The 25610-nt window shown below is 62.4% G+C and carries 26 protein-coding genes and 1 pseudogene; 19 read left to right on the top strand and 8 right to left on the bottom strand.

Annotation, left to right across the window (positions count from 1 at the left end; all coding sequences use genetic code 11):
* Positions 1-207: 207 nt before the first annotated feature.
* The 8 genes from RBH19_RS00135 to RBH19_RS00100 all read left to right on the top strand — a co-directional run bounded on the left by RBH19_RS00135 (position 208) and on the right by RBH19_RS00100 (position 6922).
* Entirely contained in the window at positions 208-1002 is a 795-nt protein-coding gene (locus RBH19_RS00135) for a 3'-5' exonuclease (RefSeq protein WP_306726765.1), read from the top strand.
* Between the two features lie 2 nt (positions 1003-1004).
* Positions 1005-2324 (top strand): 23S rRNA (uracil(1939)-C(5))-methyltransferase RlmD, encoded by a 1320-nt coding sequence (gene rlmD / locus RBH19_RS00130; RefSeq protein WP_306726764.1) that lies wholly within the window; start codon positions 1005-1007, stop codon positions 2322-2324.
* A gap of 1 nt (position 2325) precedes the next feature.
* Positions 2326-2832: a CYTH domain-containing protein gene (locus tag RBH19_RS00125; RefSeq protein ID WP_306726763.1), complete on the top strand. Its 507-nt coding sequence runs from the start codon at positions 2326-2328 to the stop codon at positions 2830-2832.
* Positions 2822-3310, top strand: coding sequence for a L,D-transpeptidase (locus RBH19_RS00120; RefSeq protein WP_306726762.1), 489 nt, complete (start codon positions 2822-2824; stop codon positions 3308-3310). The genes RBH19_RS00125 and RBH19_RS00120 overlap by 11 nt, the downstream gene beginning before the upstream one ends.
* 21 nt (positions 3311-3331) lie before the next feature.
* Positions 3332-4342, top strand: coding sequence for a beta-N-acetylhexosaminidase (gene nagZ / locus RBH19_RS00115; protein ID WP_306726761.1), 1011 nt, complete (start codon positions 3332-3334; stop codon positions 4340-4342).
* 69 nt (positions 4343-4411) lie between these two features.
* Positions 4412-5557: a mechanosensitive ion channel family protein gene (locus RBH19_RS00110; protein ID WP_306726760.1), complete on the top strand. Its 1146-nt coding sequence runs from the start codon at positions 4412-4414 to the stop codon at positions 5555-5557.
* Positions 5554-6111, top strand: a complete 558-nt coding sequence (locus tag RBH19_RS00105) for a hypoxanthine-guanine phosphoribosyltransferase (protein WP_306726758.1) — start codon at positions 5554-5556, stop codon at positions 6109-6111. The genes RBH19_RS00110 and RBH19_RS00105 overlap by 4 nt, the downstream gene beginning before the upstream one ends.
* A 70-nt stretch (positions 6112-6181) precedes the next feature.
* Positions 6182-6922, top strand: a complete 741-nt coding sequence (locus RBH19_RS00100; RefSeq protein WP_306726756.1) for an S-methyl-5'-thioinosine phosphorylase — start codon at positions 6182-6184, stop codon at positions 6920-6922.
* A 20-nt stretch (positions 6923-6942) separates the two neighbouring features.
* Here RBH19_RS00100 and RBH19_RS00095 read toward each other — a convergent pair whose 3' ends face one another.
* From RBH19_RS00095 to RBH19_RS00075, 5 genes are all read right to left on the bottom strand, one after another.
* Positions 6943-7806 carry a CsiV family protein gene (locus RBH19_RS00095; protein ID WP_306726754.1) on the bottom strand — a complete coding sequence of 288 codons (864 nt, stop codon included), beginning with the start codon at positions 7804-7806 and terminating at the stop codon, positions 6943-6945.
* Between the two features lie 2 nt (positions 7807-7808).
* The gene (mfd, locus tag RBH19_RS00090; protein ID WP_306726753.1) at positions 7809-11312 is read right to left on the bottom strand and encodes a transcription-repair coupling factor; all 3504 of its coding nucleotides are present in this window, start codon (positions 11310-11312) and stop codon (positions 7809-7811) included.
* A 101-nt stretch (positions 11313-11413) separates the two neighbouring features.
* Complete coding sequence (locus tag RBH19_RS00085; protein WP_306726752.1) at positions 11414-12295, bottom strand: carbon-nitrogen hydrolase; 882 nt, start codon at positions 12293-12295, stop codon at positions 11414-11416.
* The gene (locus RBH19_RS00080) at positions 12292-13371 is read right to left on the bottom strand and encodes an agmatine deiminase family protein (RefSeq protein WP_306726751.1); all 1080 of its coding nucleotides are present in this window, start codon (positions 13369-13371) and stop codon (positions 12292-12294) included. The genes RBH19_RS00085 and RBH19_RS00080 overlap by 4 nt, the downstream gene beginning before the upstream one ends.
* A gap of 2 nt (positions 13372-13373) precedes the next feature.
* Positions 13374-13679 carry a hypothetical protein gene (locus RBH19_RS00075; protein WP_306726749.1) on the bottom strand — a complete coding sequence of 102 codons (306 nt, stop codon included), beginning with the start codon at positions 13677-13679 and terminating at the stop codon, positions 13374-13376.
* Between the two features lie 129 nt (positions 13680-13808).
* On the opposite strand from RBH19_RS00075, the gene sfsA reads away from it, so the two are divergent.
* From sfsA to RBH19_RS00060, 3 genes are read left to right on the top strand one after another with little or no spacing between them, the layout of a single operon-like run.
* Complete coding sequence (sfsA, locus tag RBH19_RS00070; RefSeq protein WP_306726748.1) at positions 13809-14552, top strand: DNA/RNA nuclease SfsA; 744 nt, start codon at positions 13809-13811, stop codon at positions 14550-14552.
* Between the two features lie 9 nt (positions 14553-14561).
* Entirely contained in the window at positions 14562-15809 is a 1248-nt protein-coding gene (locus tag RBH19_RS00065; RefSeq protein WP_306726747.1) for a lipoprotein-releasing ABC transporter permease subunit, read from the top strand.
* Positions 15802-16527, top strand: a complete 726-nt coding sequence (locus tag RBH19_RS00060) for an ABC transporter ATP-binding protein (protein ID WP_306726746.1) — start codon at positions 15802-15804, stop codon at positions 16525-16527. Before RBH19_RS00065 ends, RBH19_RS00060 begins: the two co-directional genes overlap by 8 nt.
* 29 nt (positions 16528-16556) lie before the next feature.
* Here the strand turns inward: RBH19_RS00060 and RBH19_RS00055 are convergent, their stop codons facing one another.
* Positions 16557-17129 (bottom strand): DUF2062 domain-containing protein, encoded by a 573-nt coding sequence (locus RBH19_RS00055; protein WP_306726745.1) that lies wholly within the window; start codon positions 17127-17129, stop codon positions 16557-16559.
* A gap of 166 nt (positions 17130-17295) precedes the next feature.
* Here RBH19_RS00055 and RBH19_RS00050 point away from each other — a divergent pair, with 166 nt between their 5' ends.
* From RBH19_RS00050 to kdsB, 7 genes are read left to right on the top strand one after another with little or no spacing between them, the layout of a single operon-like run.
* Positions 17296-19410: a ComEC/Rec2 family competence protein gene (locus tag RBH19_RS00050; protein ID WP_306726744.1), complete on the top strand. Its 2115-nt coding sequence runs from the start codon at positions 17296-17298 to the stop codon at positions 19408-19410.
* Positions 19411-19468: 58 nt separating this feature from the next.
* A complete protein-coding gene (locus tag RBH19_RS00045) occupies positions 19469-20086 on the top strand; it encodes a MotA/TolQ/ExbB proton channel family protein (protein WP_306726743.1) in 618 nt (205 codons plus the stop codon).
* Positions 20083-20517: an ExbD/TolR family protein gene (locus RBH19_RS00040; RefSeq protein WP_306726742.1), complete on the top strand. Its 435-nt coding sequence runs from the start codon at positions 20083-20085 to the stop codon at positions 20515-20517. The genes RBH19_RS00045 and RBH19_RS00040 overlap by 4 nt, the downstream gene beginning before the upstream one ends.
* Positions 20518-20554: 37 nt before the next feature.
* Positions 20555-22312 (top strand): lipid A export permease/ATP-binding protein MsbA, encoded by a 1758-nt coding sequence (gene msbA, locus RBH19_RS00035; RefSeq protein ID WP_306727277.1) that lies wholly within the window; start codon positions 20555-20557, stop codon positions 22310-22312.
* The gene (gene lpxK, locus RBH19_RS00030; protein ID WP_306726741.1) at positions 22312-23292 is read left to right on the top strand and encodes a tetraacyldisaccharide 4'-kinase; all 981 of its coding nucleotides are present in this window, start codon (positions 22312-22314) and stop codon (positions 23290-23292) included. The genes msbA and lpxK overlap by 1 nt, the downstream gene beginning before the upstream one ends.
* Before the next feature lie 50 nt (positions 23293-23342).
* Positions 23343-23537, top strand: a complete 195-nt coding sequence (locus RBH19_RS00025; protein WP_445353952.1) for a Trm112 family protein — start codon at positions 23343-23345, stop codon at positions 23535-23537.
* Positions 23534-24298 (top strand): 3-deoxy-manno-octulosonate cytidylyltransferase, encoded by a 765-nt coding sequence (gene kdsB, locus RBH19_RS00020; RefSeq protein ID WP_306726740.1) that lies wholly within the window; start codon positions 23534-23536, stop codon positions 24296-24298. Before RBH19_RS00025 ends, kdsB begins: the two co-directional genes overlap by 4 nt.
* Before the next feature lie 9 nt (positions 24299-24307).
* Here the strand turns inward: kdsB and RBH19_RS00015 are convergent, their stop codons facing one another.
* Entirely contained in the window at positions 24308-24595 is a 288-nt protein-coding gene (locus RBH19_RS00015) for a hypothetical protein (protein WP_306726739.1), read from the bottom strand.
* Positions 24596-24727: 132 nt separating this feature from the next.
* Between RBH19_RS00015 and RBH19_RS00010 the strand changes: the two genes are divergently transcribed.
* Positions 24728-25207 (top strand): low molecular weight protein-tyrosine-phosphatase, encoded by a 480-nt coding sequence (locus RBH19_RS00010; RefSeq protein ID WP_306726738.1) that lies wholly within the window; start codon positions 24728-24730, stop codon positions 25205-25207.
* A 148-nt stretch (positions 25208-25355) separates the two neighbouring features.
* Here RBH19_RS00010 and RBH19_RS00005 read toward each other — a convergent pair.
* Positions 25356-25610 (bottom strand): annotated as a pseudogene (locus RBH19_RS00005) (hypothetical protein); the annotation flags it as partial.

Here is a 25610-nt window from a genome sequence, read left to right as displayed (position 1 = left end):
CAGTGGCCGGATTGTTCTCTGCCTAAGATACCGCTTGCATCGTGACGGGTCTATTCCGGGCGCTGCCCGGGTGTGGGCCTGTGGGCCCGGGCAGCGGCGGGAATTCAACGGCAGGCGCGGGTCTCCCGGCGATCGGTCGTCAGCATGCGAATCATCCACCGGCGGTGGTCATTTGCTACACTGCCGCCTGATCATCGGGAGGACGCCTTGAACATACTCGCATTTGATATCGAGACGGTGCCGGACACAGAATCCGGGCGCCGGATTCTGGATCTGGGTGACCTGGACGATGCCGACACAGGCCGGGCCATGTTGCATCGGCGCCGTCAGGAAACCGGCGGGCGTGATTTCCTGCCACTGCATCTGCACCGGATCGTGGCCATTTCCGTGGCTTTGCGCCAGAAAGACCGCTTCAAGGTCTGGACACTGGGTGAAGCGGATGCCAGTGAGGGAGAGATCGTGGCGCGCTTCTTTGAAGGCCTGGAGCGATTTCAGCCGGACCTGGTCTCCTGGAATGGTTCCGGCTTTGACCTTCCCGTGCTGCATTACCGGGCCCTGTATCACGGCATTGCCGCGCCCACCTACTGGGAGACTGGCGACAATGCCCAGCCGTTTCGATTCAATAACTACCTGAACCGCTTTCACTGGCGACACCTGGACCTGATGGACGTGCTGGCGGGCTATCAGGCACGTGCCACCGCCAAACTGGACGAAGTGGCCGTGATGCTGGGGCTCCCGGGCAAGCTGGGCATGCACGGGAGTCTGGTCTGGGATCGAATCCTGGAAGGTGACATCGGGGCGGTGCGTGACTACTGCGAGACGGATGCCCTGAACACCTATCTGGTGTTCCTCCGTTTCGAGTTCATGCGTGGTCGCCTGGGTGCCGGAGCGTATGAGGAAGAACAGGAACGGGTTCGCCAGTTCCTGAAGGACAGTGAGGGCGAGCATTTTCGTCAGTTTCTCAAGCAGTGGCACAGCCAGCCGGTCTGGCAGGGGCAGTAGGCGTGGGACGCAGAAAGACCGAGCTGGAACTTGAAATCGACATCCGCGATCTGGCTCACGACGGACGTGGTGTGGGCAGCGGCGAGAACGGCAAGACCTTCTTTGCCCACGGCGCATTGCCCGGTGAGCGTGTGCGCGTACGACGGGAGAAGAAACGTCGCGACCGGGACGAGGGTGTCACGCTGGAAGTGCTCACGCCCTCGGCGGATCGCATTGAACCCCGCTGCCAATATTTCGGCCAGTGCGGAGGTTGTGCACTGCAACACCTGTCCATCGAATCCCAGCGCACTAGCAAGCAACAGGCGCTGCTGGCCCAGATGCGCCGCCTGGGGGGAGTGGCCCCGGAAACCGTGCTGCCGACCCTGACTGGCCCGGAATGGGGATACCGGCGACGCGCCCGTCTGGGCGTGAAGGACGTACCGCGGAAGGGACGGGTGCTGGTGGGCTTCCGTGAGCGGCGGACTCCCTACGTGACCGACATGAATCGGTGCGAAGTGCTCATACCGGAGGTGGGTGGTCGTCTCGAGGCCCTTTCGGATCTGGTGGGGCGTCTTTCTGTCCGGGCCCGGCTTCCGCAGATCGAAGTGGCGGCGGGAGATGACGACATTGCTCTGGTTTTGCGCCATCTGGACCCATTGAGTGATGAGGATCTGTGCCTTCTCGCGGAGTTCGAGCATGAAAGCGGCTTCTGGATCTACCTTCAGCCGAAGGGGCCGGACACTGTGACGGCCCTGAGTGATGCCGCGCCTCCCCTGAGTTATCGCCTGGACAGCCATCAGGTGGAGATTCGCTTTCTGCCCACCGATTTCATCCAGATCAATCGCGAGATCAATCGCAAGATGATTGATCAAGCCCTGGAGTGGCTGGGCGCCGGCAAGGATGACACCGTGCTGGATCTGTTTTCCGGGCTGGGGAACTTTTCCCTGCCCATTGCCAGGGCCGGCTCGACCGTCACCGCCGTCGAAGGAGAAGCCGGCCTGGTGGGGCGCGGCCGGGAAAACGCCGAACGCAATGGCCTGGGGGATCGGGTGGATTTCCATGTAGCCAATCTGTTCGAGGATGTCACCCGGGAAAGCTGGGCCCGGCGGGAATACCGCCTTGCCGTGCTGGACCCGCCTCGCAGTGGTGCCCGCGAAATCATCCCGCAGCTGCCGAAGATGGGTGTGGAACGAATTGTCTATGTTTCCTGCCATCCGGCGACCCTGGCCCGTGATGCCGGCCAGCTGGTGAACGATCAGGGGTACCGCCTGATCGCCGCCGGCATCATGGACATGTTTCCCCATACCGGCCATGCCGAGGCCATGGCCGTATTCGAGCGCTGACATGGCCCGTGAGATCGAACGCAAGTTTCTGGTACGAAATGATGACTGGCGGGCCGTTGTCCAGGATCGACAGCATTTCCGCCAGGGGTATCTGACCGATCATCGTCATGGCAAGGCCTCGGTACGACTGCGGCTGCGAGGTGAGCAGGCGGAGCTGAACATCAAGAGCCTGGAGCTGGGTGTCAGCCGTCAGGAATACGAGTATCCCATTCCGGCAACAGAGGCGCGCGAGATGCTGGACCACCTCTGCCCTGGACCACAGGTCGAGAAGTTTCGGCACTGGGTGCATGACTCGGGCCATATCTGGGAGGTCGACGAGTTTCTCGGGGACAACAGCGGGCTGGTGGTGGCCGAAGTGGAACTGGAGCGGGAAGATCAGACCGTCAATCGCCCGCACTGGCTGGGTCCTGAGGTTACCCATCTGGAGCGCTATTACAACGTGGCGCTGATTACCCACCCCTACCGTCAGTGGACAGTCGCCGAAAGGGAGGCCGTGGATGCCGGGTGAGCGGCACATCCGCATCAGCATTCCGGAGCAGCGCCTGTGGCTGCTGGAAGGCGAACGCTGCCTCAGGGAATGGCCGGTTTCCACTGCCAGGAATGGCCCGGGGGAGCAGCGGGACAGCGGTTGTACCCCCCGCGGCCGGCACGTCATTCGTGCCATGATCGGGGCGGGACAACCCATCGGGGCCGTTTTCGTGGGCCGGCGTCCCACCGGTGAGATCTGTGACGAGGCATGCTTTGCCCGTCAGCCGGAGCGCGATTGGATTCTCACCCGTATACTCTGGCTGTCGGGTCTGGAGCCGGGTCGCAACCGCTTCGGGACTGTAGACAGCATGCGGCGCTTCATCTACATCCATGGCACACCCGATGCCTTTCCCATGGGCGTGCCGCTTTCCAAGGGCTGCATTCGCATGCGCAATGAAGCCGTGGTAGAACTCTTTGATCGGGTGTCACCGGGCACTCTGGTCACCATCAGGGGGTAGGGCATGGTCGCAGGGCCGGTCATGATTGACCTGAAGGGCAGCGAACTGACGTCTGAAGAGACAGAGTTGCTGCGTCATCCCGCTGTCGGGGCAGTCATTCTCTTCACGCGAAATTTCGAGTCCCCCGGCCAGCTCTCGGGGCTGATCGCCTCCATCCGGGCCGCGCGTGAGACGCCATTGCTGATCGCCGTGGATCAGGAAGGCGGGCGGGTGCAGCGTTTCCGTGAGGGATTCACGCGTCTGCCGCCCATGGCGGCTCTCGGTGCCCTGTATGAAGAACAGTCCGCTCAGGGGCTGCAGATGGCGGAAGCCTGCGGCTGGGTCATGGCGCGTGAGTTGCGCGGGCATGGTGTGGATCTCAGTTTCGCCCCCGTGGTCGATCTGGATTTTGGTGCCAGCGCCGTCATCGGTGACCGGGCCTTTCATGACGATCCGGATGTGGTCTTCCGCCTTGCCCGGGCCCTCATGGCGGGCATGCATGCCGGTGGCATGGCGGCCACCGCCAAGCACTTTCCCGGCCATGGCGGTGTCGTCGCTGATTCCCATGTGGATTCGCCGGTGGAAGAACGGAGCCTGAGTGATCTGCGCCAATGGGACATGATTCCCTTCTTCCGCCTTGCGAAAATGGATCTGCCCTCCGTCATGATGGCCCATGTGGTCTACCCGGATGTGGATGGCCTGCCCGCCAGTTTTTCCGGACGCTGGATTCAGGACATTCTTCGCCATGAGTTGAATTTCGGCGGGGCGGTGATCGCCGATGATCTGTGCATGGCCGGTGCCGCGGTCATCGGTAGTGCCCCTGATCGTGCCCGAGCGGCGCTGGAGGCAGGTTGCGATCTGCTGCCGGTATGCAATGACCGGGCGGCTGCCATAGCCGTCATCGACGCCGTGGGGGAGCCTGATCTACCGGCGACACGCCTGCGGTTGACCCGCCTCCTCGGACATGACGGACAGCCGTCCAGCCCCGGGCTTTCCCTGGGGTGGCAGGAGGCCTGCAAACGGGTTGCCGAGCTGTCGAACGGGTATGCATGACGCTTTCCACTCCCTCTTTTGGGAAACGCGCGTCTGTGCCGACAATGCAGCTGCAAGGAAATACCGATAATGAATGAAGTGACGGATCTGGTTGAAACCATTGGCGAGGTCATTCCCCTGGACTGGAGCACCATTATCCAGATCGGGGTGGTCATCTTCGTCACGGCGGTGCTCGATCTGGTGGTGCGAAGTGCTTTCCTTCGCCTTGAGCGAAAGGCGAATGAAAGCGATCGCGTCTGGGACGACGCCTTTGCTTCCATGGCCCGGCGGCCGGCGCGCATCGCCATCTGGGTGGTTGGCATCAGCTTTGCCGTTGGCCTGATCGGTGAGGACATTCGCGCCGGCATCCTCGATCCGGTGCCGGACATCCGCAATGTCATTCTGATCGGTATTGTGGCCTGGACGTTGATACGAATCGTTCGGCGCATCGAGGCCAAGCTGGTGTCACGCTGGTATGCGGAAGGCGAGAGCGTGGATCAGACCACGGTGGACGCGGTCAGCAAGCTGCTGCGCATCACCATTCTGGTGTCTGCCGGCCTCATCGCGCTACAGACACTGGGCGTCAGTCTGACCGGCCTGCTGGCCTTCGGGGGCATCGGCGGCCTGGCCATCGGCTTTGCGGCCCAGGATCTGCTGTCGAATTTCTTCGGTGGTCTGACCATCTATCTGGAGCGTCCCTTCTCGGTCGGCGACTGGGTGCGTTCGCCGGATCGGGAGATCGAGGGCACGGTAGAGGAGATTGGCTGGCGGAGAACGGTCATTCGTACTTTTGACCTGAGGCCCCTGTACGTTCCCAACGCAGTGTTCAACCAGATCTCCCTGGAGAACCCTTCCCGCATGTTCCACCGTCGCATTTTCGAGACCATTGGGGTGCGGTACGACGATTTCTCTCGCATCGAAGGCATTCTGAAGGATATCCGACAGATGCTGGACGAGCATGACGAGATCACCAAGGAACGAACGTTGATGGTCAACTTCAATACTTACGGTGACTCTTCGCTGGATTTCTTTATCTATTGCTTCACCGAGACCAGAGTCTGGACGGAGTTCCATGCAGTGAAGGAAGATGTACTCATCAGGGTGGGACAAATCATCGAGAAGCATGGTGCCGAGATTGCCTTCCCCACGCGAACCCTGCATGTCCCTGAACAGATTGTGATGGATCCGGCCGGTGAAGATTCACCACAGTCCCGGCAAGAAGGAGCGCGGCAATGACCTCGGAAACCAGTCATGGTCCCAGTGAAGACTGGATGGATCTTCCGGAAACGGCCGAACTGATTCATGACCAGCATGCCGTGGCCACGGCCTATGACGAAATGGCCGCGGCCATCAACCGGGATTGGGCGGGTACCGAACCGCTGGTTCTGCCAGTCATGCTGGGTGGACTGGTTCCGGCCGGCCAGTTGTTGCCCAGACTGCTTTTTTCCCTGCAACTGGAAAGCATTCATGCCACCCGCTATGGCGGTGGCACCCGGGGTGGCGAGCTCAACTGGGTGGCCCGGCCCCGTTCCAGTCTGAAGGGGCGCAGCGTGCTGCTGATCGACGACATTCTCGATGAGGGGCTGACTCTCAAGGCCCTGGTAAAATATTGTCATGAGGAAGGGGCTGCTCGGGTCGGTACCGCCGTGCTGGTTCGAAAGAAGCGGGACAAGGCGCCGGCCATCGAGGCGGATTATTATGGGCTGGAAGTTCCTGATCGCTATGTATTCGGTTGTGGCATGGACCTGTATGAATACCATCGGCAATTGCCGGCCATCTATGCCATCTGATGGCAGGGGGCTGGCTTTCCGCGGGGCACTTTTGGCTCGAACAATGCGAAGCAGATAAACGGGATTCCCTATGACGCGATTGGCAATCATCGGTGGTACCGGCCTCACCGAACTGGATGGTCTGGAGATCACTCACCGCGAAGTGGTGTCCAGCCCCTATGGTGAGCCCTCGGGGCCGGTCATTCACGGCCGCCTGTTCGGTACTGATGTGATTTTCATGGCACGACACGGTCACGGCCATACCATTCCGCCCCATGAAGTGAACTATCGGGCCAATCTGTGGGCCCTGCGCAAGGTGGGTGTGGAGCAGGTGCTTGCCGTGGCGGCGGTCGGGGGCATTCGAGCCGACATGCAGCCCGGTGGAGTGGCCATTCCCGACCAGATTGTCGATTACACCTGGGGCCGGGAGCATACCTTCTTCGAGGGTGAGCTGGATGCGGTGACCCATATCGATTTCACCGAGCCCTATTGCCCGACGCTTAGAGCCCGCCTCCTGGCTGCGGCGGATGCCGCCGGGGTTGAGGTGGCCCGGGGAGGTGTCTATGCCGCCACCCAGGGGCCACGGCTTGAGACGGCGGCAGAGATCAACCGCCTGGAGCGGGAGGGCTGTGACATGGTGGGGATGACCGGCATGCCCGAAGCGGCACTGGCCCGTGAGCTGGGGCTGTCCTATGCCTGTTGTGCCGTAATCGCCAACTTTGCGGCCGGTCGCGGTGACCAGGACATTCATGCGGATATTGAAGCCCATCTCAGCGCCGCGCTGGAGCGGGCTCGGGCATTGATGGCAGAGCTGTTGAAGAACGGGGCCTGACGGCCCCGAAGCCATGTCGGTCAGTCCTGTTCCCGGTCGATGCGCAGCAGCACCCCGAAGCGCGGGTGATCGAGATAATGAAGCTGCCCCAGGCGAACTCGCCGGCTCTCGTTCAGTCGATAACCGGGAAACGGTTCGCTTTCTTCTTCCTGCTGATATTCCTCGAAGCTGATCTGTCCGGCGAGCAGGGCTTCAAGGCGATGCAGACGCTGCCGGGCCTGTTCTGCCGGGCTGGGGGTGGCATCTTCAACCGGATTGAAGATCAGATCCGCTGACACATGGAAATAACGGTTGCGAAAGACGCGCAGGGTGCCGTCCAGCGGCTGACTGACGCGGATCCGCTCAGCCGCTTCGTCCCTGTCCTGGTCCGGCTGATCCAGCAGGTGCTCGTCCGCAAAGACCCGTCGCCTCGGTTCACCGTCATCGGCCGTGGTCGCCTCACCGGCAGGGCGTTCATCCAGTTGCAGACGAATCAAGGGGCTTTCCTGGCGTTCCCGTTCCGGAAACACCCAGCGCTCATGCCGCAGCACTCGGTAATCACGGGAATCTCCCAGCCGCTCGGCTGCCCGATTGAGCTGCAGGTCGCTGCTGCGACGTTCCAGGCGCAGCTCACGGGCCGGATCGCTGTCCAGTTCCACCGCTTCGTGGATGGCCGGCAGGCCCGGTCGGGCAGGCCAGCGCTCCTCCTCGTGTCCGGCGTTATTGCTTCGTTCGAAGACAATGAACTCCACGGACAGGCGCGGACCGTTCTGCTCGTCGGCCGCATCATCGGCGGCCAGGGCGAGTGGCGTGGTCATGCCACTGCAGATCAGCAGGGCGAGCAGAAACCATCCGGGGCGGTTGCCGGAAACGGTGTCGGGGGCGTTGCGAGCGCATGAATGCATGATCAGCCAGCCTTTCTCTGTGATTCGGCGGGTTTCAGTTGCCCAATGATACCGCGGAGGAACTGAATTCGCTCATCCCGGTCGGGCAGGGGCAGGGTGAAGCGCAGCCGGGTCTGACCGTCCAGGCGGAACTGACGCGGCTGCTTCTGAACCATCTCGATCAATGCAATGGCATCAATGGCCGGATTTTCGTCGAATTCGAGTCGACCGCCGTCCGGCCCCGCTTCCACCATCCGGATGCCAAGTGGACGGGCCAACTGGCGGATCTGTGCCGTGAGAAAGAGGTTCTTCGCGTAATCGGGCAGCAATCCGAAACGGTCGATCATCTCCACCTGAAGCTCCTTCAGGCTCTCCTCACCCTCGGCACTGGCAATCCGCTTGTAGAGGGTCAGGCGGGTGTGCACGTCGGGCACATAGTCTTCCGGCAGCAGAGCAGGTACTCCCAGTTCCACTTCCGGGCCGTGATTCAGGGGTTTCTCGAGATCCGGTTCTTCCCCGGATTTGAGCGCCTTAACCGCCCGCTCCAGCAATTCGGTATAGAGGCTGAAGCCCACTTCGTGAATCTGCCCGCTCTGCTCGTCGCCCAGCAATTCGCCGGCGCCGCGAATCTCCAGATCGTGAGTGGCCAGCGTGAAGCCCGCGCCAAGGTCCTCCAGTGACTCGATGGCCTCCAGGCGCTTGAGGGCGTCCTTGGTCATGGCATTACGGGGCGGCGTCAGCAGATAGGCATAGGCACGGTGATGGGAGCGGCCCACCCGGCCACGCAACTGGTGAAGCTGTGCAAGGCCGAACTTGTCGGCCCGATTGATGATGATGGTATTGGCCGTCGGCACGTCGATGCCACTCTCAACGATGGTGGAGCAGACCAGGATATGCACCCGACGGTGATAGAAGTCCAGCATCACCCGCTCCATCTCGCTTTCCCGCATCTGGCCGTGTGCCACTTCGATCGTGGCTTCAGGCATGAGTTCACGCAGGCGATTGGCGGTGCGTTCGATGCTGCGCACTTCGTTGTGCAGGAAATAGACCTGGCCACCTCGCCGAATTTCGCGCAGACAGGCTTCCTGGATCAGCCCGTCCGACCATTCATTGACGAAGGTCTTGACCGACAGGCGTTCCGCCGGCGGAGTGGCGATGATGGACAGATCGCGAATTCCGGCCAGTGACATGTTCAGGGTGCGGGGGATGGGCGTCGCTGTGAGCGTCAGCACATCCACTTCGGCACGCAGCTGTTTCAGCCGTTCCTTGTGACGGACACCGAAGCGGTGTTCTTCGTCGATGATGACCAGACCCAGATCCCTGAATCGCACATCCCTGGACAGCAGTTTGTGGGTGCCGATGACGATGTCGACAGTGCCGTCCTCCAGTCCTTTGAGGGTGGTGCTCCTGTCCTTGCCGCTGCCCATGCGCGAAAGGGAGCGAATCCTGACGGGCCAGTCGGCAAAGCGATCCGCAAAGGTGTCGTAATGCTGGCGCCCGAGCAGGGTTGTGGGCACCAGGACGGCCACCTGCTTGCCCGCCTGCACCGCTACGAAAGCGGCCCGCAAGGCCACTTCCGTCTTGCCGAAGCCCACGTCACCGCAGACGACGCGATCCATGGGCTGCGTGGAGCGCAAGTCCCCCACCACGGCATCAATCGCGGTGGCCTGGTCCGGTGTCTCCTCGAAAGGAAAGGCCTCCTCGAACGCTCGCCGTTCACGTTCGTCCACCCGGAAAGCCGTGCCCTGGCGCGCCTGGCGGCGCGCATACAGATCCAGCAGTTCCGCCGCCACGTCCCGGGCCTTCCGGGCTGCACGCTTGCGGGCCTTGTCCCACTGGTCGGAGCCAAGACGGTGGAGTGGGGCATTCTCAGGGCTGGTGCCGGTATAACGGCTGATGAGGTTGAGCGACGCCACCGGGACATACAGTTTGTCGCCCCCTGCATACTCCAGGGTCAGGAATTCGGTTGGATCCTTGCCCACGGTCAGGGTCTGCAACCCGATGTAGCGTCCAACGCCATGTTCCTCATGGATGACGGGCGCGCCCTCGGAAAGATCGGTCAGGTCGCGGATGACCGCTTCCGGGTCTTTTGCCGCCCGCCGGCGGCGACGCTGCTGGCTGGCCCGCTCGCCGAACAGTTGTGGTTCGGCAATCACCGCCAGACCTTCGTTCGGCAGGATCAGGCCCTCGGTCAGATCGGCGACGCAGACCCCCAGGGCTGGCTGGCGCTGCATGAAGGCATCCCAGCCGTGGACAGAAACCGGCTTGTGATCACGTTCGGCCAGGATGTCCACGAGGGCTTCCCGGCGACCGGGTGACTCCGCGGCCAGCAGCACGATCCCCTCGAAGTTGTCGATGAATTCAATCAATGCCCGGGCCGGGTCATCGGCGCGGTGATCCAGCGGCAGCCGGGGTGGTGCGAGGGTGTCGAAGTTGTCTACCGGCAGGGCCTGGGGATCATCGGCGCCCTCGCGACGTTCGAGCACCACCTGGCCGTGTCGTTCCAGGGCAGACGTCAGTTCCTCAGGGGTCAGGGCAATGGTTGCCGGCGACAGCAGAGGCCGTGTGTGATCATGGCCACGCTGCTCGAAGCGGTCGTGGATCTCCTGCCAGTGGCTGTCCACGGCACCACCGGCACCCTCGGTCAGCGCCACGGTGGCCACATCAGGCAGATAGTCGAACAGGCTGGCGGTCTGTTCAAAAAAGAGGGGAAGGTAATACTCGATGCCACCGGGCTGGTTGCCGCCGCTGATGGCCCGATAGATCTCGCTCTGCTGCGGGTCGCCCTCGAACTGCTGTCGATACCGCTGCCGGAAGTCGCGGATGGCGTCCTCGCTCATGGGGAACTCCCGCGCCGGTAGCATGCGGATACGTTCCAGTTTCTCCGTGGTCAGCTGGGTCTCGGGATCGAAGGCGCGCAGGGATTCGATCTCGTCGTCGAACAGGTCAATGCGGAACGGCTGTTGGCTGCCCATGGGAAAGACATCCACCAGTGAGCCGCGTACTGCGAACTCTCCATGTTCCATGACCTGGGAAACGGCCCGGTAGCCGGCCCTTTCGAGCTGCCCACGAAGGCCGTCGATGTCCAGGCGTTCACCCATGCTCAGCAGCAGGGATCCCCCGCTGACATAGGCCTGGGGCGGCAGACGCTGCATCAGTGTCTGTGCCGCTGTCACCACCACGCCGCGCTCCAGGCCCGGCAACCGTGCCAGGGTAGCGAGGCGATCGGAGATGATGTCCTGGTGGGGGGAGAAGACGTCGTAGGGCAGGGTCTCCCAGTCCGGGAAGAAGATCACCGGTAGCGCGTCTTCGCCGGCGAAGAAGCGCAGTTCGGCGCTGACCGCTTCGGCTTCCTGGACACTTTCGCAGACCAGCAGGACGGGCCCGCGAGCGGAGGCGGCTGCCCGTGCCAGCAGCAGGCTGCGTGCCGCCCCGTAAAGACGGCCCCAGCGGCGTCGATCGTGTGGCCCGTCCGGCAGCTGCACCGCGGGTCGGGAATCGGGGGAGGTTCCGGAGTTGCCTGTCATGGAAACAATTGCATGCTCAGCCGAAGGAAACCGCCATTATCGCATATCGGAAGCCCTGGACCGGACGCTCGGGTCCCATGATGGCGGCCGTCCGTCGGCGTTCAGGAGCGGTAGCGCCTGAGCAGGTCACCGTAGGCATCGATTCGACGGTCGCGAAGGAAGGGCCAGATGCGCCGTACCTGTTCGCAGCGGCCAAGATCCAGGGTGAGTTGGAGCAGTTCCGGCTCAGTACCGGCTTCGGCCAGAATCTCCCCCTGGGGACCCGCCACGAAACTGTGGCCCCAGAAATCGATGCCTTCCCCGGGGCGTTCCGGGTGGGGTTCATGCCCCACCCGGTTAGTGACCAGCACGGGCAGGGCATTGGCCACGGCGTGGCCGCGTTGCACGGTACGCCAGGCATCCAGTTGTCGGCCCTGTTCGGCCGCATCGTCCTCGGCGGACCAGCCGATGGCGGTGGGGTAGATCAGCATTTCCGCACCCGCCAGGGCCATCAGGCGGGCCGCCTCGGGGTACCACTGATCCCAGCACACCAGAACGCCGAGCCGACCCACCGACGTGTCGATGGGCTCAAATCCGCTGTCGCCGGGCGTAAAATAGAACTTCTCATTGAAACCCGGGTCATCCGGGATATGCATTTTTCGGTACCGGCCGGCAATGCGCCCGTCACTGTCCAGAGCCACGGCCGTATTGTGGTAGAGCCCCGCGGCGCGCTTCTCGAACAGGGAAGCGACGATGACCAGCTCCAGCTCCGCGGCAAGGCGGCCCAGGAGTTCAGTGCTATGGCCGGGAATGGCTTCCGCCAGATCAAAGCGGGCCGTGTCCTGGGTCTGGCAGAAGTAGGGACCATTGTGCAGTTCCTGAAGCAATGCCAGTCGGGCACCATTGGCGGCTGCCTCCCGAAGACGCTCTTCAATGCGACGCAGGTTGCCGTCTCGGCCACCCTGATTGCGTTCCTGAATCAATGCCACCGGCAAATGTCTCATTCGGGTCTTACCTCCATGACCGGCAGGCCCGCCTCCGCGTCAACCACACCGGCCGGGTATTGCATTGTCACGCAGTGCAGGCTGCCGCCCTGGCGAACCAGCGCCCGGCAATCAATGCCGCGAACCTGATGATCCGGATAGGCACGGGCAATGCGGTTGATGGCCACCTCGTCGGCGGGATCATTGTAGGTGGGCACCAGCACCTGCTCATTGGCGACCAGGAAATTGGCGTAGCCTCCGGGCATCCGGCGACCGCTGCTGTCCCGGATCGGCCGCGGCAGAGGCAGTGGAATCAGCTCCCGTTCCCGGCCCTGATGATCCCGCAGGCCGCGCAGGCTGTCCGCCATGGCGCTGAGGCAGGCAAAATGGCTGTCCTGCGGGTCATCGCAATACTGGTGCAGGATGGCCCCATCGGGGGCGAAGCGCGCCAGGGTATCAATATGACCATCCGTATCATCACCGTCCAGATCGCCCACATCCAGCCAGTGAATGTGCCGGGCTCCCAGCCATTCCTCGAATGCATCGCTCATGCCAGCCTGATCGAGGCCCGGGTTGCGCTTGTCATCCACGATGCAGCTTGAGCGAAGCAGAAAGTGACCGTGACCATCGGTCTCGATGGCGCCACCTTCCAGTACGATTCCGGTTGCCGTCATGGGGCAATGGCCAAACAGGCCCTGTTCATGCAGCAGCCAGGCGAGGGCATTGTCCATTTCCGCACGATAGCGTCCGCCCCAGCCATTGAACTCGAACTTGAGCAGATGGGGGCGGCCGTTCTCCATGACTGTGATGGGGGAGTGGTCCCTCGCCCAGCTATCATCGCTCGCCGCCAGAGCAAAGCGGCAGTGGCGTGAATCGGCCCCGGCCCGGGCGAGCTCGGCACTGATCCGCTTACGTTCCTCGTCGTCACGGGCGATGATCAAGACGGTCTGATGCAGGGAAAGCACGGTGGCAATGCGTGTGAAACAGTCACGGGCAGGACCCAGGTTCTGTTCCCAGTCACCCTGGTCGTGTGGCCAGGTGAGCTGTACGGCACTTTGAGGCTCCCATTCGGCCGGGAGCCTGTAGGCATGATTCATGGTCAGCGGTCGTCGTCACGGATGACGCTGTGAAGCACAAGATGGTGTTCGAAGTAGACGCTGAAGTCGCGATAGTCCCAGCGGGTAATGGGCGGATCACCCACCGGGCCGCGAACATCACGGGGCTCACCGTAGACGTCCCGGACATTGTCCATGGTCATGCCTCGGGTCGGCACAGCGACCGAGCGCTGCTCCGGGTCTTCCACCCGGAGGCGGTCACCACCCGGGCGGGGTTCGGCCACGGCGAGCGTGGTCACGGTGATGGCCGCGATGGACGCAACCATGAGCAGGGCAAGTCTGGAAGTCATGATGAGGAAGTCCCCGAAAGTCACTGACGTTACGGGAAATATAGCAGTCGCTGCCGGGCAGGGAAAGGGCGTCCACCCTCTGATATAGTGGGTCGCCGGAATTGCCCTGCCCGCCATGGCCGGAGATACATGGAATTCGATCCCCCACTGCAGTCCGGGCGACTCATCCGCCGATACAAGCGTTTTCTGGCCGACGTCGTTCTGGATGATGGTCGCCGTGTCACGGCGCACTGCCCGAATACCGGCTCCATGCTCGGTTGCCGGGCGCCGGGGCTGCGAGTCTGGCTCAGCCCGGCCGATCGCCCCGGACGCAAGCTGCGGTGGACCTGGGAGCTGGTGGAGACCGGTACGGGGGCGCTCGCCGGCATCCACACCGGGCGCAGCAATGCCCTGGTGGTGGAGGCCATCAAGAGCGGGCGCATTCCGGAGCTGGCCGATTATCAGCAGCTGCGGCGTGAAGTCCGGCATCCGTCCGGCGGGCGCACTGATATTGTGCTGGAGAAGCCGGGCAGGCGTTGTTGGGTCGAGGTGAAGAATGTGACCGCCGGGGCCGGAGCCGGGCGGGCATTGTTTCCGGACGCCGTGAGTACCCGTGCCGTGCGGCATCTGGCACACCTTCGTGCTTCGGCGGCGGCTGGTGAGCGGGCCGTTCTGCTCTTCTGTGTGCAACGTGAGGACGTGGCCGTGGTCGAACCGGCGCGGGCCATTGATCCGGCGTATGCCGATGCCCTGGCTGCCGCCGCCGATGCCGGTGTGGAAGTGCTGGCTTACGGCGCGAGCCTGTCACCACGCGGCATTCGCCTGGACCGGCGGCTCACGGCGCGGACCCGTGACCAGGTCCACGCTATCCACAATCACCCAGCTATGGTTTAATCCCGCCCCATGTTCAGACCCTACGAAATTTTTGTCGGCCTTCGCTATCTTCGCGCCAAGCGCCGCAATCACTTCATCTCCTTCATCTCGCTCACTTCCGTGCTCGGGATCACTGTTGGCGTGATGGCGCTGATTACCGTGATGTCGGTAATGAACGGTTTTGAGAAGGAACTGCGTGAACGCATTCTCGGCATGGTCTCCCATGCAAGCATCACCAGTTATGGTGGACGGATCGAGGAATGGGAAAACATCCGGGACCGCATCATCGTGGATCAGCGGGTACTGGGTGCGGCCCCCTTCATTGAAAAGGAAGGCATGCTCGCCCGTGACGGTCAGCTTAGCGGCGGCATGGTGCGCGGTATTCTGCCCGAGCATGAGCCCTCCGTTTCCGATGTGGGCGAGAAGATGATTCAGGGTGACATGAGTCAGCTTGTCGCCGGCGAGTATCGTGTCATTCTCGGCAGCGAGCTGGCACGTGCCCTGCGGGTGGGGCTGGGTGACCGGGTTTTTCTTCTGGTGCCCGAGGGCAATATCACCGTGGCCGGATTTCGCCCACGCATGCGACGCTTCGAGGTGGTGGGCCTGTTCGAAGTCGGCATGTATGAATACGACCGCAGCCATGCCTTCATCCATCTGGATGACGCACGCAATCTCTACCGTTTTGGTGACGAGATCAGCGGGCTTCGCCTGAAGCTGGACGATATGTTCCGGGCACCGGCGGTGGCGCGGGACATTGCCGCCAGTCTTGGCCGCGGGCATTTCGTGCGGGATTGGACACGGCAGCATGCCAATTTCTTTGCGGCCCTGCAGATCGAGAAGACGGTCATGTTCATCATCCTCTTCCTGATCGTTGCCGTCGCGGCGTTCAACATCATTTCCACGCTGGTCATGGTGGTCAATGACAAGCGCTCGGACATTGCCGTTCTGCGAACCATCGGCAGTACACCCCGTTCCATCATGGCCGTATTCATCGTGCAGGGGACGGTCATCGGTTTCGTGGGTACACTACTGGGGCTGGCCTTCGGCGTCACATTGGCCCTGAACGTGGATCAGATCGTGCCCTGGCTGGAAGAGCTGTTCCAGACCGAATTCCTGCCGGCGGATGTCTACTACATCAGTGATCTGCCCTCGGAGCTGCGTTGGCCCGATGTGGGGCGCATCGCCGGCATCGCCTTCACGCTTTCCGTGCTGTCGACGCTGTATCCGGCGTGGCGCGCTTCACGCACCCAGCCGGCGGAGGCTTTGCGTTATGAATGAGCCAGACAAGGCGCGGGATGCGAAGACCGTGGACAGTGCCCTGAGCAGGGCGGCCATCGGCTGCCACAATCTCAGCCGGGCCTTCAGCGATGCCGGTGACCGGGTCGAGGTTCTGCACGCGGTAACCCTTGCCATACAACCGGGTGAAACGGCTGCCATTCTCGGGGCCTCCGGATCCGGCAAGAGTACGCTGCTGCACCTGCTCGGCGGTCTCGATCAGCCAACGGAAGGTGAGGTCTGGGTCAACGGCCAGCCCATGCATGAACTCAGTGATGCGGAGCGCGGACGCTTGCGAAATCGTTCCATCGGCTTCGTCTACCAGTTCCATCATCTGCTCCCCGAGTTCACGGCCCTTGAAAATGTGGCCATGCCCTTGCTGGTTCGGCGGGAAGGCACGGCGCTGGCCCGTGGGGCGGCTGGAGAATTACTGGAAGCCGTCGGTCTCGGGCATCGCCTCGGGCACAAGCCGGGGGAGCTGTCGGGTGGGGAACGTCAGCGGGCAGCCATTGCCCGCGCCCTGGTGACACGTCCCGCCGTGCTGCTGGCGGATGAGCCCACGGGCAACCTGGATTCGCGGACCGGCGAGCAGGTGGCGGATCTCATGCTGTCACTGAACGCAGAGTTGGGTACGGCACTGGTTATGGTAACCCATGATCGGGCGCTGGCTGCCCGAATGTCCACTATTCACGAGCTGGAGGATGGCTGGCTCAAGGCCTGAGCAGCCGGGCCGGAAGAATTTCCGGTCAGTCAGGCTGAATCACCGTCCGGTTTTCTCCGTTTCCGTCTTCGGAAACGGATGCCCATTAGCCGTCGCCGGGCCCGCCGGGTACGGAATCGCCGAACCAGGGAAATCCGCCACAGGACATTGATCGTCACCGCGGCCAGTACCCCGGTGATCACCCCCAGCGTCAGGCAGCCGGTAATCAGTGGCAGCCCGACCCGACCGACCTCTTCCCAGATCATGGCCAGGCCAAAATCCAGATCTTCGGTGCGTGTCGGCTGTTGCAGCATGAGGTTGCCAAGCCCATAGGCCAGCACCATCATCGGGCCCATGCTGATGGGGTTGGAGATGAAGCTGGCCAGGATGGCGACCGGCAGGTTGACCCGCAGAAAGGCGACCAGGGCGATGATGACGATGGTCTGAAAGGGGATCGGCAGCCAGGCCGTAAACAGGCCCACGCCGAAGGCCTTTGCCGTACTGCGGCGGCTCAGGGCCCACAGACCCGGGTCACTGAGGAGGGCGGCAAACGGTCTGAACAGGCGATACTCCGCCAGGATTTCCCTGGTGGGCATATGGCGCTTGAAAAAGGACCTGGGCATACCGCATCCTTGAGCGAGTTGGCCAGAAGGCCGGAAAGGGCCGCGACGGACTGCCGCCGTGGCTATTGTAACGAAAGCGGGCCGGAACTCAGCACTTCATGTCGGGGAAAACGTGAAGGCGCTGTGATCGGCCCTGATGGGCGCATGGACGCATTGGGGACTCGTCATGCCGGCTTTCAGTCTCGGGCTGTTTCTTGCCTGCCTGGCACTGGTCTGGATATCCGGACTCAGTGCAATGTGGTGGCTGGCGAGCCTCTTCGTCCTGCTCCTCCTGTTGCTACTCCTGTCAGACGTTCGTCAGCGTGGATTGTTTCTTGGTGGCCTGTTTCTCGGAAGCGTCGTCACCGTGCTGCATATCGCCTACTTTCTGCCCTTGCAGGGAGGCGACTTTCCGGAAGAGAGTCTTGCGGTCGGAAGTATCGAGGGTCTGGTCGCGCATGATCGGGGCGGGGTGCGTTTCGATTTTCTCCTGGAGGGTGATGATACGCCGCCCCGAAGCATTCGGGTTCGCTGGTCCCATCCGCCGATGCCACCGTCCAGTGGTGAACGATGGATGCTGCCTTTGCGCTTTGAACAGACGCAGCGGCCGCGTCTTGACGGCGAGTTCGATCACGCCCGATGGCGTTTTCGCCACGGCATTGCCAACACCGCTCGTGTCGATCCGCGTGCAACGGCCATTCGCCTGGAAGGGAGCGGGGGAGGGCTACATCGGTTCAGGGAACGCTTGTCCCTCGCCCTGGATGAGTCACTCGATGGCAGCGAAGCGGCCGCCCTGATACGTGGCGTGACCGTGGGCGATCGTAGCGGGTTTTCGCCCGGACAGTGGGCCGTCCTCAACGCCACCGGGACGACGCACCTGGTCGCCATCTCAGGGCTGCATATCGGGCTGGTGGGCGGCCTCATCTTCGCATTGTTGCGCACCCCGGCACGTTATCTTCCGGGTCACTGGCCGGCGGTGCTGCTGGCGGGCGGAGCAGCGCTGGCCGGGGCGGCCCTGTATGCCGCACTCGCCGGGTTTGCCCTGCCCACGCGCCGTGCCCTGATCATGTTCGCCTGTCTGGTCTTTCTGCTTGCGCTGAGGCGACGGACATCGGTGACCGCCGGACTGGCCACGGCCGGGGCCCTTGTGCTGCTGCTGGATCCGCTGGCTGTCATGGATGCCGGCTTCTATCTGTCCTTCGCGCTGGTGGGTCTGGTTTTGATGGTGGTATCGGCGGGAGACCGGCCCGCCCCCGTGAATACTTTCGTCCGGGTCCAGTGGGTAACCGGTCTGGCCGTTCTGCCCCTGTTGCTGATCTTCTTCGCCCAGGGCCCTCTCTCGAGCCCCCTGGCCAATGCACTGGCCGTACCGGTATTCAGCTTCCTGGTGGTTCCGGTATCGCTGATTGCGGCTTTGATGCTCAGTGTCGGCTGGGCGGACCTGGCGCAATGGCCGCTGGCGGCGGCAGAGGCCGTTCTGGACTGGCTGTGGCCCCTGCTTGAGGTTCTGGCGGAAGGGCCCACGCTGGCAGCGAATCAGACACACCCCGGTATCCTGTCGCTGGGGCTGTTGGCAGCCCTGGGCCTGGTTCTGCCCGGTCCGCTCTGGTCCCGTCTGGCGCTCACTCTGGCGCTACTGCCGGTCCTGGTCGGTGTTCAGGGCCCACCGCGAACCACCATCGAACATTGGTCACTGACATCGGCGAACCAGCACCCGGGGGCGATTCGGCGCGTCACCCTGCCACAGGGAACACTCATCCACGTTAGCGGTGATGCTCGCAGCATCGATTACTCCGTACGGCGCTGGCTCTGGCAGCAGGGGGGTGCAGGCGACAGTATTCTGGTACTGGAAGCGGGGGAAGGGCTTGGGCCCGGCCGGCTGGACGGCCTGATGGAGGCCTGGGGTGAAGGGCGAGTGTTTCTCGCGGATGCCGGTCGGGTCAGCCCCGGCAATGCCCGTTTTTGCAGCGCCGGCGAGGTGGGTCCATTTCGGCTGCACAGGGATCGCCATGCCACGGCATCCCGATGCCGGGTGTCCTGGGAGCAGCAGGGTCAGCGGTGGTGGCTGGACAGCACGGGGCTGTATTGGTCGCCGGGCAATGGAATTGACTGTCAGGCCATCCTGGACTGGCCGATGCGGCTGCGGATGGAAGTGGGACGGGAAGGGCGTCTCAAGGCCAGGTCGGCGCGTCGCTACTGGTGGCGCTGGTCGGGAGCGGCGATTTCGGGGCACGAGGCAAATACAGTATCATGCAGCGGCATCGAAGGTGTTGCCCGTATTCGGGCCGCCGTAAAGGAATGATCCGCAGGCCTCAAGGCGATTCCTGCCTGGCCAGTAACCGGGAGCACAAGAGACACTCATGCTTGAACTGATCCAGGCCGGCGGCTGGTTGATGCTGCCCATCATTCTCTGTTCCGTGATTGCCGTGGGGATCATCGCTGAACGCCTCTGGACGTTACGCCGCAATCGCGTGACACCACCGCATCTGGCCGCCGAGGCCTGGCGCTGGCTGCAGAAGGGCGAGCTGAGCGACGACCACGTCAAGGCACTGCGCAACAATTCCCCCCTGGGCCGGATTCTGGCCGCCGGTCTGGCCAACCGCCACGGCGACCGCAATCTCATCAAGGACACGGTGGAAGACGTCGGCCGTCATGTGGTGCACGAACTGGAACGTTATCTGAATACCCTGGGCACGATTGCCGCCATCACCCCGCTGCTCGGTCTGCTGGGCACGGTGATCGGCATGGTGCGGGTATTCACCGCCATTACGGCCCATGGTGTCGGTGATCCGGGTGCCTTGGCGGGCGGGATCTCGGAAGCGCTCCTCACTACGGCCGCCGGGCTCACCGTGGCCATTCCCTCGCTGATTGCCTACCGCTATCTGCGTGGCAAGGTGGATGAACTGGTGGTGGACATGGAACAGGAAGCCATGAAGCTCGTGGATGCGCTCAGCGGGCAGCCCGGGAGAAGGGCATGAATCTGAGGCCCCGTCGTTCCGAGGAGCCGGAGGTCAATCTCACGCCATTGATTGACGTGGTGTTTCTGCTGCTCGTGTTCTTTATGGTCTCTACCACTTTCGTGCGTGAAGCCGATCTGGAAATCATTCTTCCACAGGCCTCGCTGGAGGGGGCGCCCGAGCAGGACGAGCGTCAGCTCGAGATCATCGTCTCGGCCGACGGGCATTACTATGTCAATGGGCGCGAACTGGTGAACAGTCGTCCGTCCACCCTGGATAGTGCCATACGTCGCCTCGTGGGGGATGAGCGCAGACTGCCGGTCACCATTCGTGCGGACGCCAATGCCTCCCATCAGTCGGTGGTGACGGTCATGGATGTGGCCGGCCGCCTCGGTTTTTCAAGGATTCAGATCGTCACCGCGGAACTGCGGGAAGAAGGCGACCAGGAATGAAGCGACAGCAATGAACAAGGCTCAGTCAGCAAATCCCATGCCCAGCCATTACCAGGATGCCGAGCCCTTGCAGGTCTACCGACGTCTGCTCGGCTATGTCGTGCCCCATTGGCGAATCTTTCTGCTGGCTGTGGTCACCATGGGGATCTTTGCGGTCTCACAGGCTGGCTTTCCGGCGCTGCTCAAACCACTCATGGACGATACCCTGGTTGCCCGCGATCCCGAATCCATGCGCATCATGCCGATCTTGCTGCTGGGTCTTTTCATCATTCGAGGCATCACCGGTTTTTTGTCCACCTTTTCCATGAGCTGGGTGGGGCGTCGCGTGATCAAGCAGTTGCGAACCGAGACGTTCCGGCAGTTGCTGTCCTTGCCGGTGAGTTACTTCGACCAGTCATCTTCCGGCATGCTCGTGTCCAAGCTGACGTACAATATCGAGCAGATTGCCGAGTCCGTAACCAAGGCCATCACTGTCCTTGTGCGGGACAGTCTCTCGGTTCTTGCTCTGTTTGCCTGGATGCTCTGGATCAGTCTGCCGCTCACTGCCTTTCTGCTGGTAACCGTGCCTCTGTTGATGGGCCTTGTGCGATATGTCAGCAAGCGTTTTCGCAAATACAGCGCTCGTATCCAGCACTCCATGGGCGATGTCACCCGGGTCGCGGAGGAAGTGATCGGCGGACAGCGTGTCGTGAAGGTGTTCGGCGGACAGCATTACGAAGCCGGGCGGTTCGAAGAGGTCAATGAGCGCAATCGCCGCATGCATATGCGCCTGGTGGCAACAGAAGCGGGCAGTGTGCCGTTAGTGCAGCTGATCGCCGGTGTGGGGATCGCGGGGATCATCTATTTCGTCACTTTGCCCGGTGTCATGGATCGCATCACCGTGGGAGCCTTCGTTTCCTTTCTGGGGGCTGTCATGCTCCTGATGGCACCTCTTCGCAACCTTGCCAACATCAATGCCGTCCTGCAGAAGGGTATTGTTGCCGCCCAGAGTGTGTTCGAACTGCTGGACACCCCATCCGAGGATCCGGGCGGCAGCCAGCGATTGAAGCGGGCGCGGGGCGAGATTCATTTCGACAAGGTCAGTTTTCGCTATGGCCGTGGTGAGCCGGTGCTCCGTGATATTGATCTGAAAGTGCGGCCGGGCGAAGTCATCGCCCTGGTGGGGCGTTCCGGCAGTGGCAAGAGTACCCTCGTCAGTCTGCTGCCCCGTTTCCATGATCCCGTTTCCGGCCGAATCCTGCTGGATGGTGAACCGCTGGATGCCTATCGGCGGGAAGATCTTCGTCGACAGATAGCCATGGTCAGCCAGGATGTGGTGCTCTTCAATGACACCATCGAGCACAACATTGCCTACGGCAGCATGGTGGATACCGATCGCGAAGCGGTGATCGAGGCGGCACGACAGGCTTACGCCTGGGATTTCATCGAGCATCTCGGCGAGGGGCTGGATACCATGGTCGGGGACCGGGGGGTATTGCTTTCCGGTGGCCAGCGTCAGCGTATCGCCATCGCCCGTGCACTGCTCAAGGATGCGCCCATATTGATCCTTGATGAGGCTACATCGGCTCTGGATACCGAGTCTGAACGCCATATCCAGCGGGCGCTTGCCCGCCTGATGGAGAATCGCACCACCTTCGTGATTGCCCACCGCCTGTCAACGGTGGAAAAGGCCGACCGTATCCTGGTGCTGGACAAGGGGCGTATCATCGAGTCAGGTACCCATGCGGATCTGCTGGCTCAGGATGGCCATTACGCCATGCTCTACCGAATGCAGTTCTCCGAGCAGGACGACTGATGCGGGCGCACCTGGAGGCCTGGCTGCAATCCCGCTGGTATGGGCGGAACCGCCCCCCCTGGCTGCTCCGCCAGCTTTCCCGGGTACAGGCCGGCCTGGTTCGCCTCAATCAGCGCCGCCGCCAAGGCGCCTGGCACGCCCCGGTTCCCGTGGTGGTGATCGGCAACCTGACTCTGGGTGGCACGGGCAAGACTCCCTTCGTGATCTGGCTCGCGACCCGCCTCCGGGAGATGGGGCTGCGGGTCGGTATCGTCAGCCGGGGTTATGGTCGGCGACGCCATGATGTCCGGCCGGTGGAAGAGGGCAGTGATTGGCGTGAGGTGGGGGACGAACCCTTGCTGATACACCGGATGACCGCTTGCCCGGTTGTGGTGGGACGGGATCGGGTGGCCGCCAGCCGGATGCTCATCGATCGGCACAGGCCGGATATCATTCTCTGTGATGATGGGCTCCAGCACTACCGGCTGGGGCGTGATGTGGAGGTTGCGGTCATTGATGGCGGTCGGCGGTTCGGCAACGGCTGGCTGTTCCCCGCAGGGCCGCTTCGTGAGCCCCTGTCACGGCTTGAGGACGTGACTTTCCGGGTATGGAATGGTGGTACGCCCCCGGAAGAGTCGGGCATCGGGATGCAATTGCTGGTGGAGGAGGCGGTCGCTCTGGCTAGCGGCGAGAGACGCCCCCTGGAGCTGTTTGCGCCCGGCCCCGTCCAGGCGGTGGCCGGTATCGGTTCGCCGCAGCGTTTTTTTGATACGCTGAGGGCCCGTGGAATCGAGGTGATCCCGATTGAACCGGGGGATCATCAGCCCTGGCAACCGTCCGCTCGGGACGAGGGAATACCCGTTCTGATGACGGACAAGGATGCCGTGAAGTTGCCGGTGTGCGAGGGGCGTCCATGGTGGCGTGTTCCGGTTCAGGCCCAGGTCAGTCATGCCGATGAGCTGCTGGATCAGTTGAGGGCCCTGGCCATGACCGCGGGGTGAGGCCCGTGGTTCGGAATGGGTAACAGTCAATTCGCAGGGGAAACCCTTCAATGAGTATTGATCGAAACACACTGGGTCTTCTCGTCTGCCCGATCTGCAAGGGTGAGTTGATCCATGATCGCAATGCCGGGGAGTTGATCTGCAAGGCGGATCGTCTCGCCTTTCCCGTGCGTGACGGTATTCCCGTCATGCTGGAGGAGGAGGCCCGCCGGATTTCCCTGGAGGAAAAGGATCGCCTCTCATGAGCTTCAAGGTTGTGATCCCCGCCCGGTATGACTCCACTCGATTTCCGGGCAAGCCACTTGCCCGGATCGCGGGAGAGCCCATGATCCGGCATGTCTGGCAACGGGCCTGTGATGCCGGTGCGGAAGCCGTCATCATTGCGACCGATGACCACAGTATCCGGACCCATTGCGAACAGTTCGGCGCCCGCGTCTGCATGACCTCGCCGGATGCCCGATCCGGCACTGACAGGGTGGCGGAAGCGGTGGCACAACTCGGATGGGCGGATGAGGATGTGGTGGTGAACCTGCAGGGGGACGAACCCCTGATGCCGGTCTCGGCGATTCGTGATGTCGCCGATCAGCTCATCAATGAAGCGTCCGCCGACATTGGAACCCTTTGCTGGCCGGTGGAAACGACCGCGGAATTGATGGATCCCAACGTGGTCAAGGTGGTGATTGCCCGCAGTGGTTCGGCGCTCTACTTCAGCCGGGCGCCGATTCCCTGGGACCGGGACAATGCCGGCAGTCGCGATTCTGCTTCCGGCCACACACCCAGGGCCGTGTATCGGCATATTGGTCTGTATGCCTATCGTGCCGGCGTACTGGGGCGCCTGGCCAAGGAACCACCCTGCGAACTGGAAGAAATCGAGTGCCTGGAGCAGTTGCGTGCCCTGTGGATCGGCTTGCGCATCCAGGTTCGTCAGGCCGGGGAAATGCCCGGCCCCGGTGTGGACACGCCGGAGGATCTCGAGAAGGTTGAATCCCTTCTGTCGTCCGGATGATCCGGAAGATCAGTCAGGTTCAGACGGGGCGCTCAATACGTCCAGCTGGCCGAGTTCCGGGTTGAGGCCCTCGCCCTCGGGATCCTTCACTTTGAGGGTCATGATTTCCGGCAGAGAGCGGACAGGCTCGCCATGTGAATTGCTCATGATGCGCTCACTGTCGTCATCGGCCTGAAGCACGAGTGACAGCTCCTCATCCAGTACCTCGATGATCTGCCAGCGATGGCCCAGGTAGCGTACGCGGCGACCAATGAACTGCTCCAGTTCGGCAACCGTCGGCAGAGACGTGCTTGCCATCACTTCACTCCTGAAGGTGATCCTCTAGTCAGTGTCTCCTGTCCCGGTTGTCAGCGCAAGACGCCTTGCTTGCACTCCATGGGGGATGGTTTAAGGTAATGGACTCGCCAGTGGCCAAGACATGAGGTTCTGATGACGACTCGAATTCTGTTCGTCTGCATGGGCAATATCTGCCGCTCGCCAACGGCAGAAGGCGTGTTTCGTTACCTGATTGAGCAGAAATCGGCCGGGCCTGTGGTGGAATTCGATTCGGCGGGAACGCACGGTTACCACATCGGTCGGCCAGCTGATGAACGCGCTGTGGCGGCTGCAGCCCGACGCGGTATTTCCCTGGCGGGAATTCGGGCCAGACAGGTTGAGATCGAGGATTTCGAGCGTTTTGATCTGATTCTGGCAGCCGATGAATCCAATCTGGCCGATCTTGAACGCCTTCGTCCCCGGGCCAGCCGCGCCCGACTCCGCCTGCTTCTGGACTATGCAGAAGGCGATATCCGCGAAGTACCCGATCCTTATTACGGTGGGGACAAGGGGTTCGAGCAGGTGCTTGATCTCGTGGAGGCTGCCTGTGAGGGGCTGATACGGTCCCTTTCGCAGTCTCGGGAAGGTCAGTAGCCGGAAGCAGCCATCACTGGATTGGCCGTCATCGCGCCTGGGCTTCCCTGGCCCCTGGATTCTGCATCCATGGGTTACGCATCCAGCCGTGTTCAGTAAACCGGGCCCTCGTTGCGAGAGCCCGGCTTTCACTGATCGCTTCGATGAATCAGGACTCGTTTCGCTCGTCCCCGGACCTTGTGTCAGCCCGTTCGCGCTTTTCGCTTTCCTTCCCGGATGGGGTGTTGGCATCGTCTTTCTGCCCCCCCATGGTCCGCTCGTAATGCTGGCGGGTTTCCTCAAGCCGTGAAGCACGCGCATTGGAAAGTTCGGCCGAGGCCTGCCCCTGACGCGGTTCCGGTTTCGGCTCAGGCTTCTGTTCCTGACGCGGTTCCGGTTTCGGCTCAGGCTTCTGTTCCTGACG

Source organism: Natronospira bacteriovora, from assembly GCF_030848495.1.
Classification (GTDB): Bacteria; Pseudomonadota; Gammaproteobacteria; order Natronospirales; family Natronospiraceae; genus Natronospira; species Natronospira bacteriovora.
Note: the sequence above shows the minus strand (reverse complement) of the source record. Positions and strands in the feature narration are given on the sequence as shown.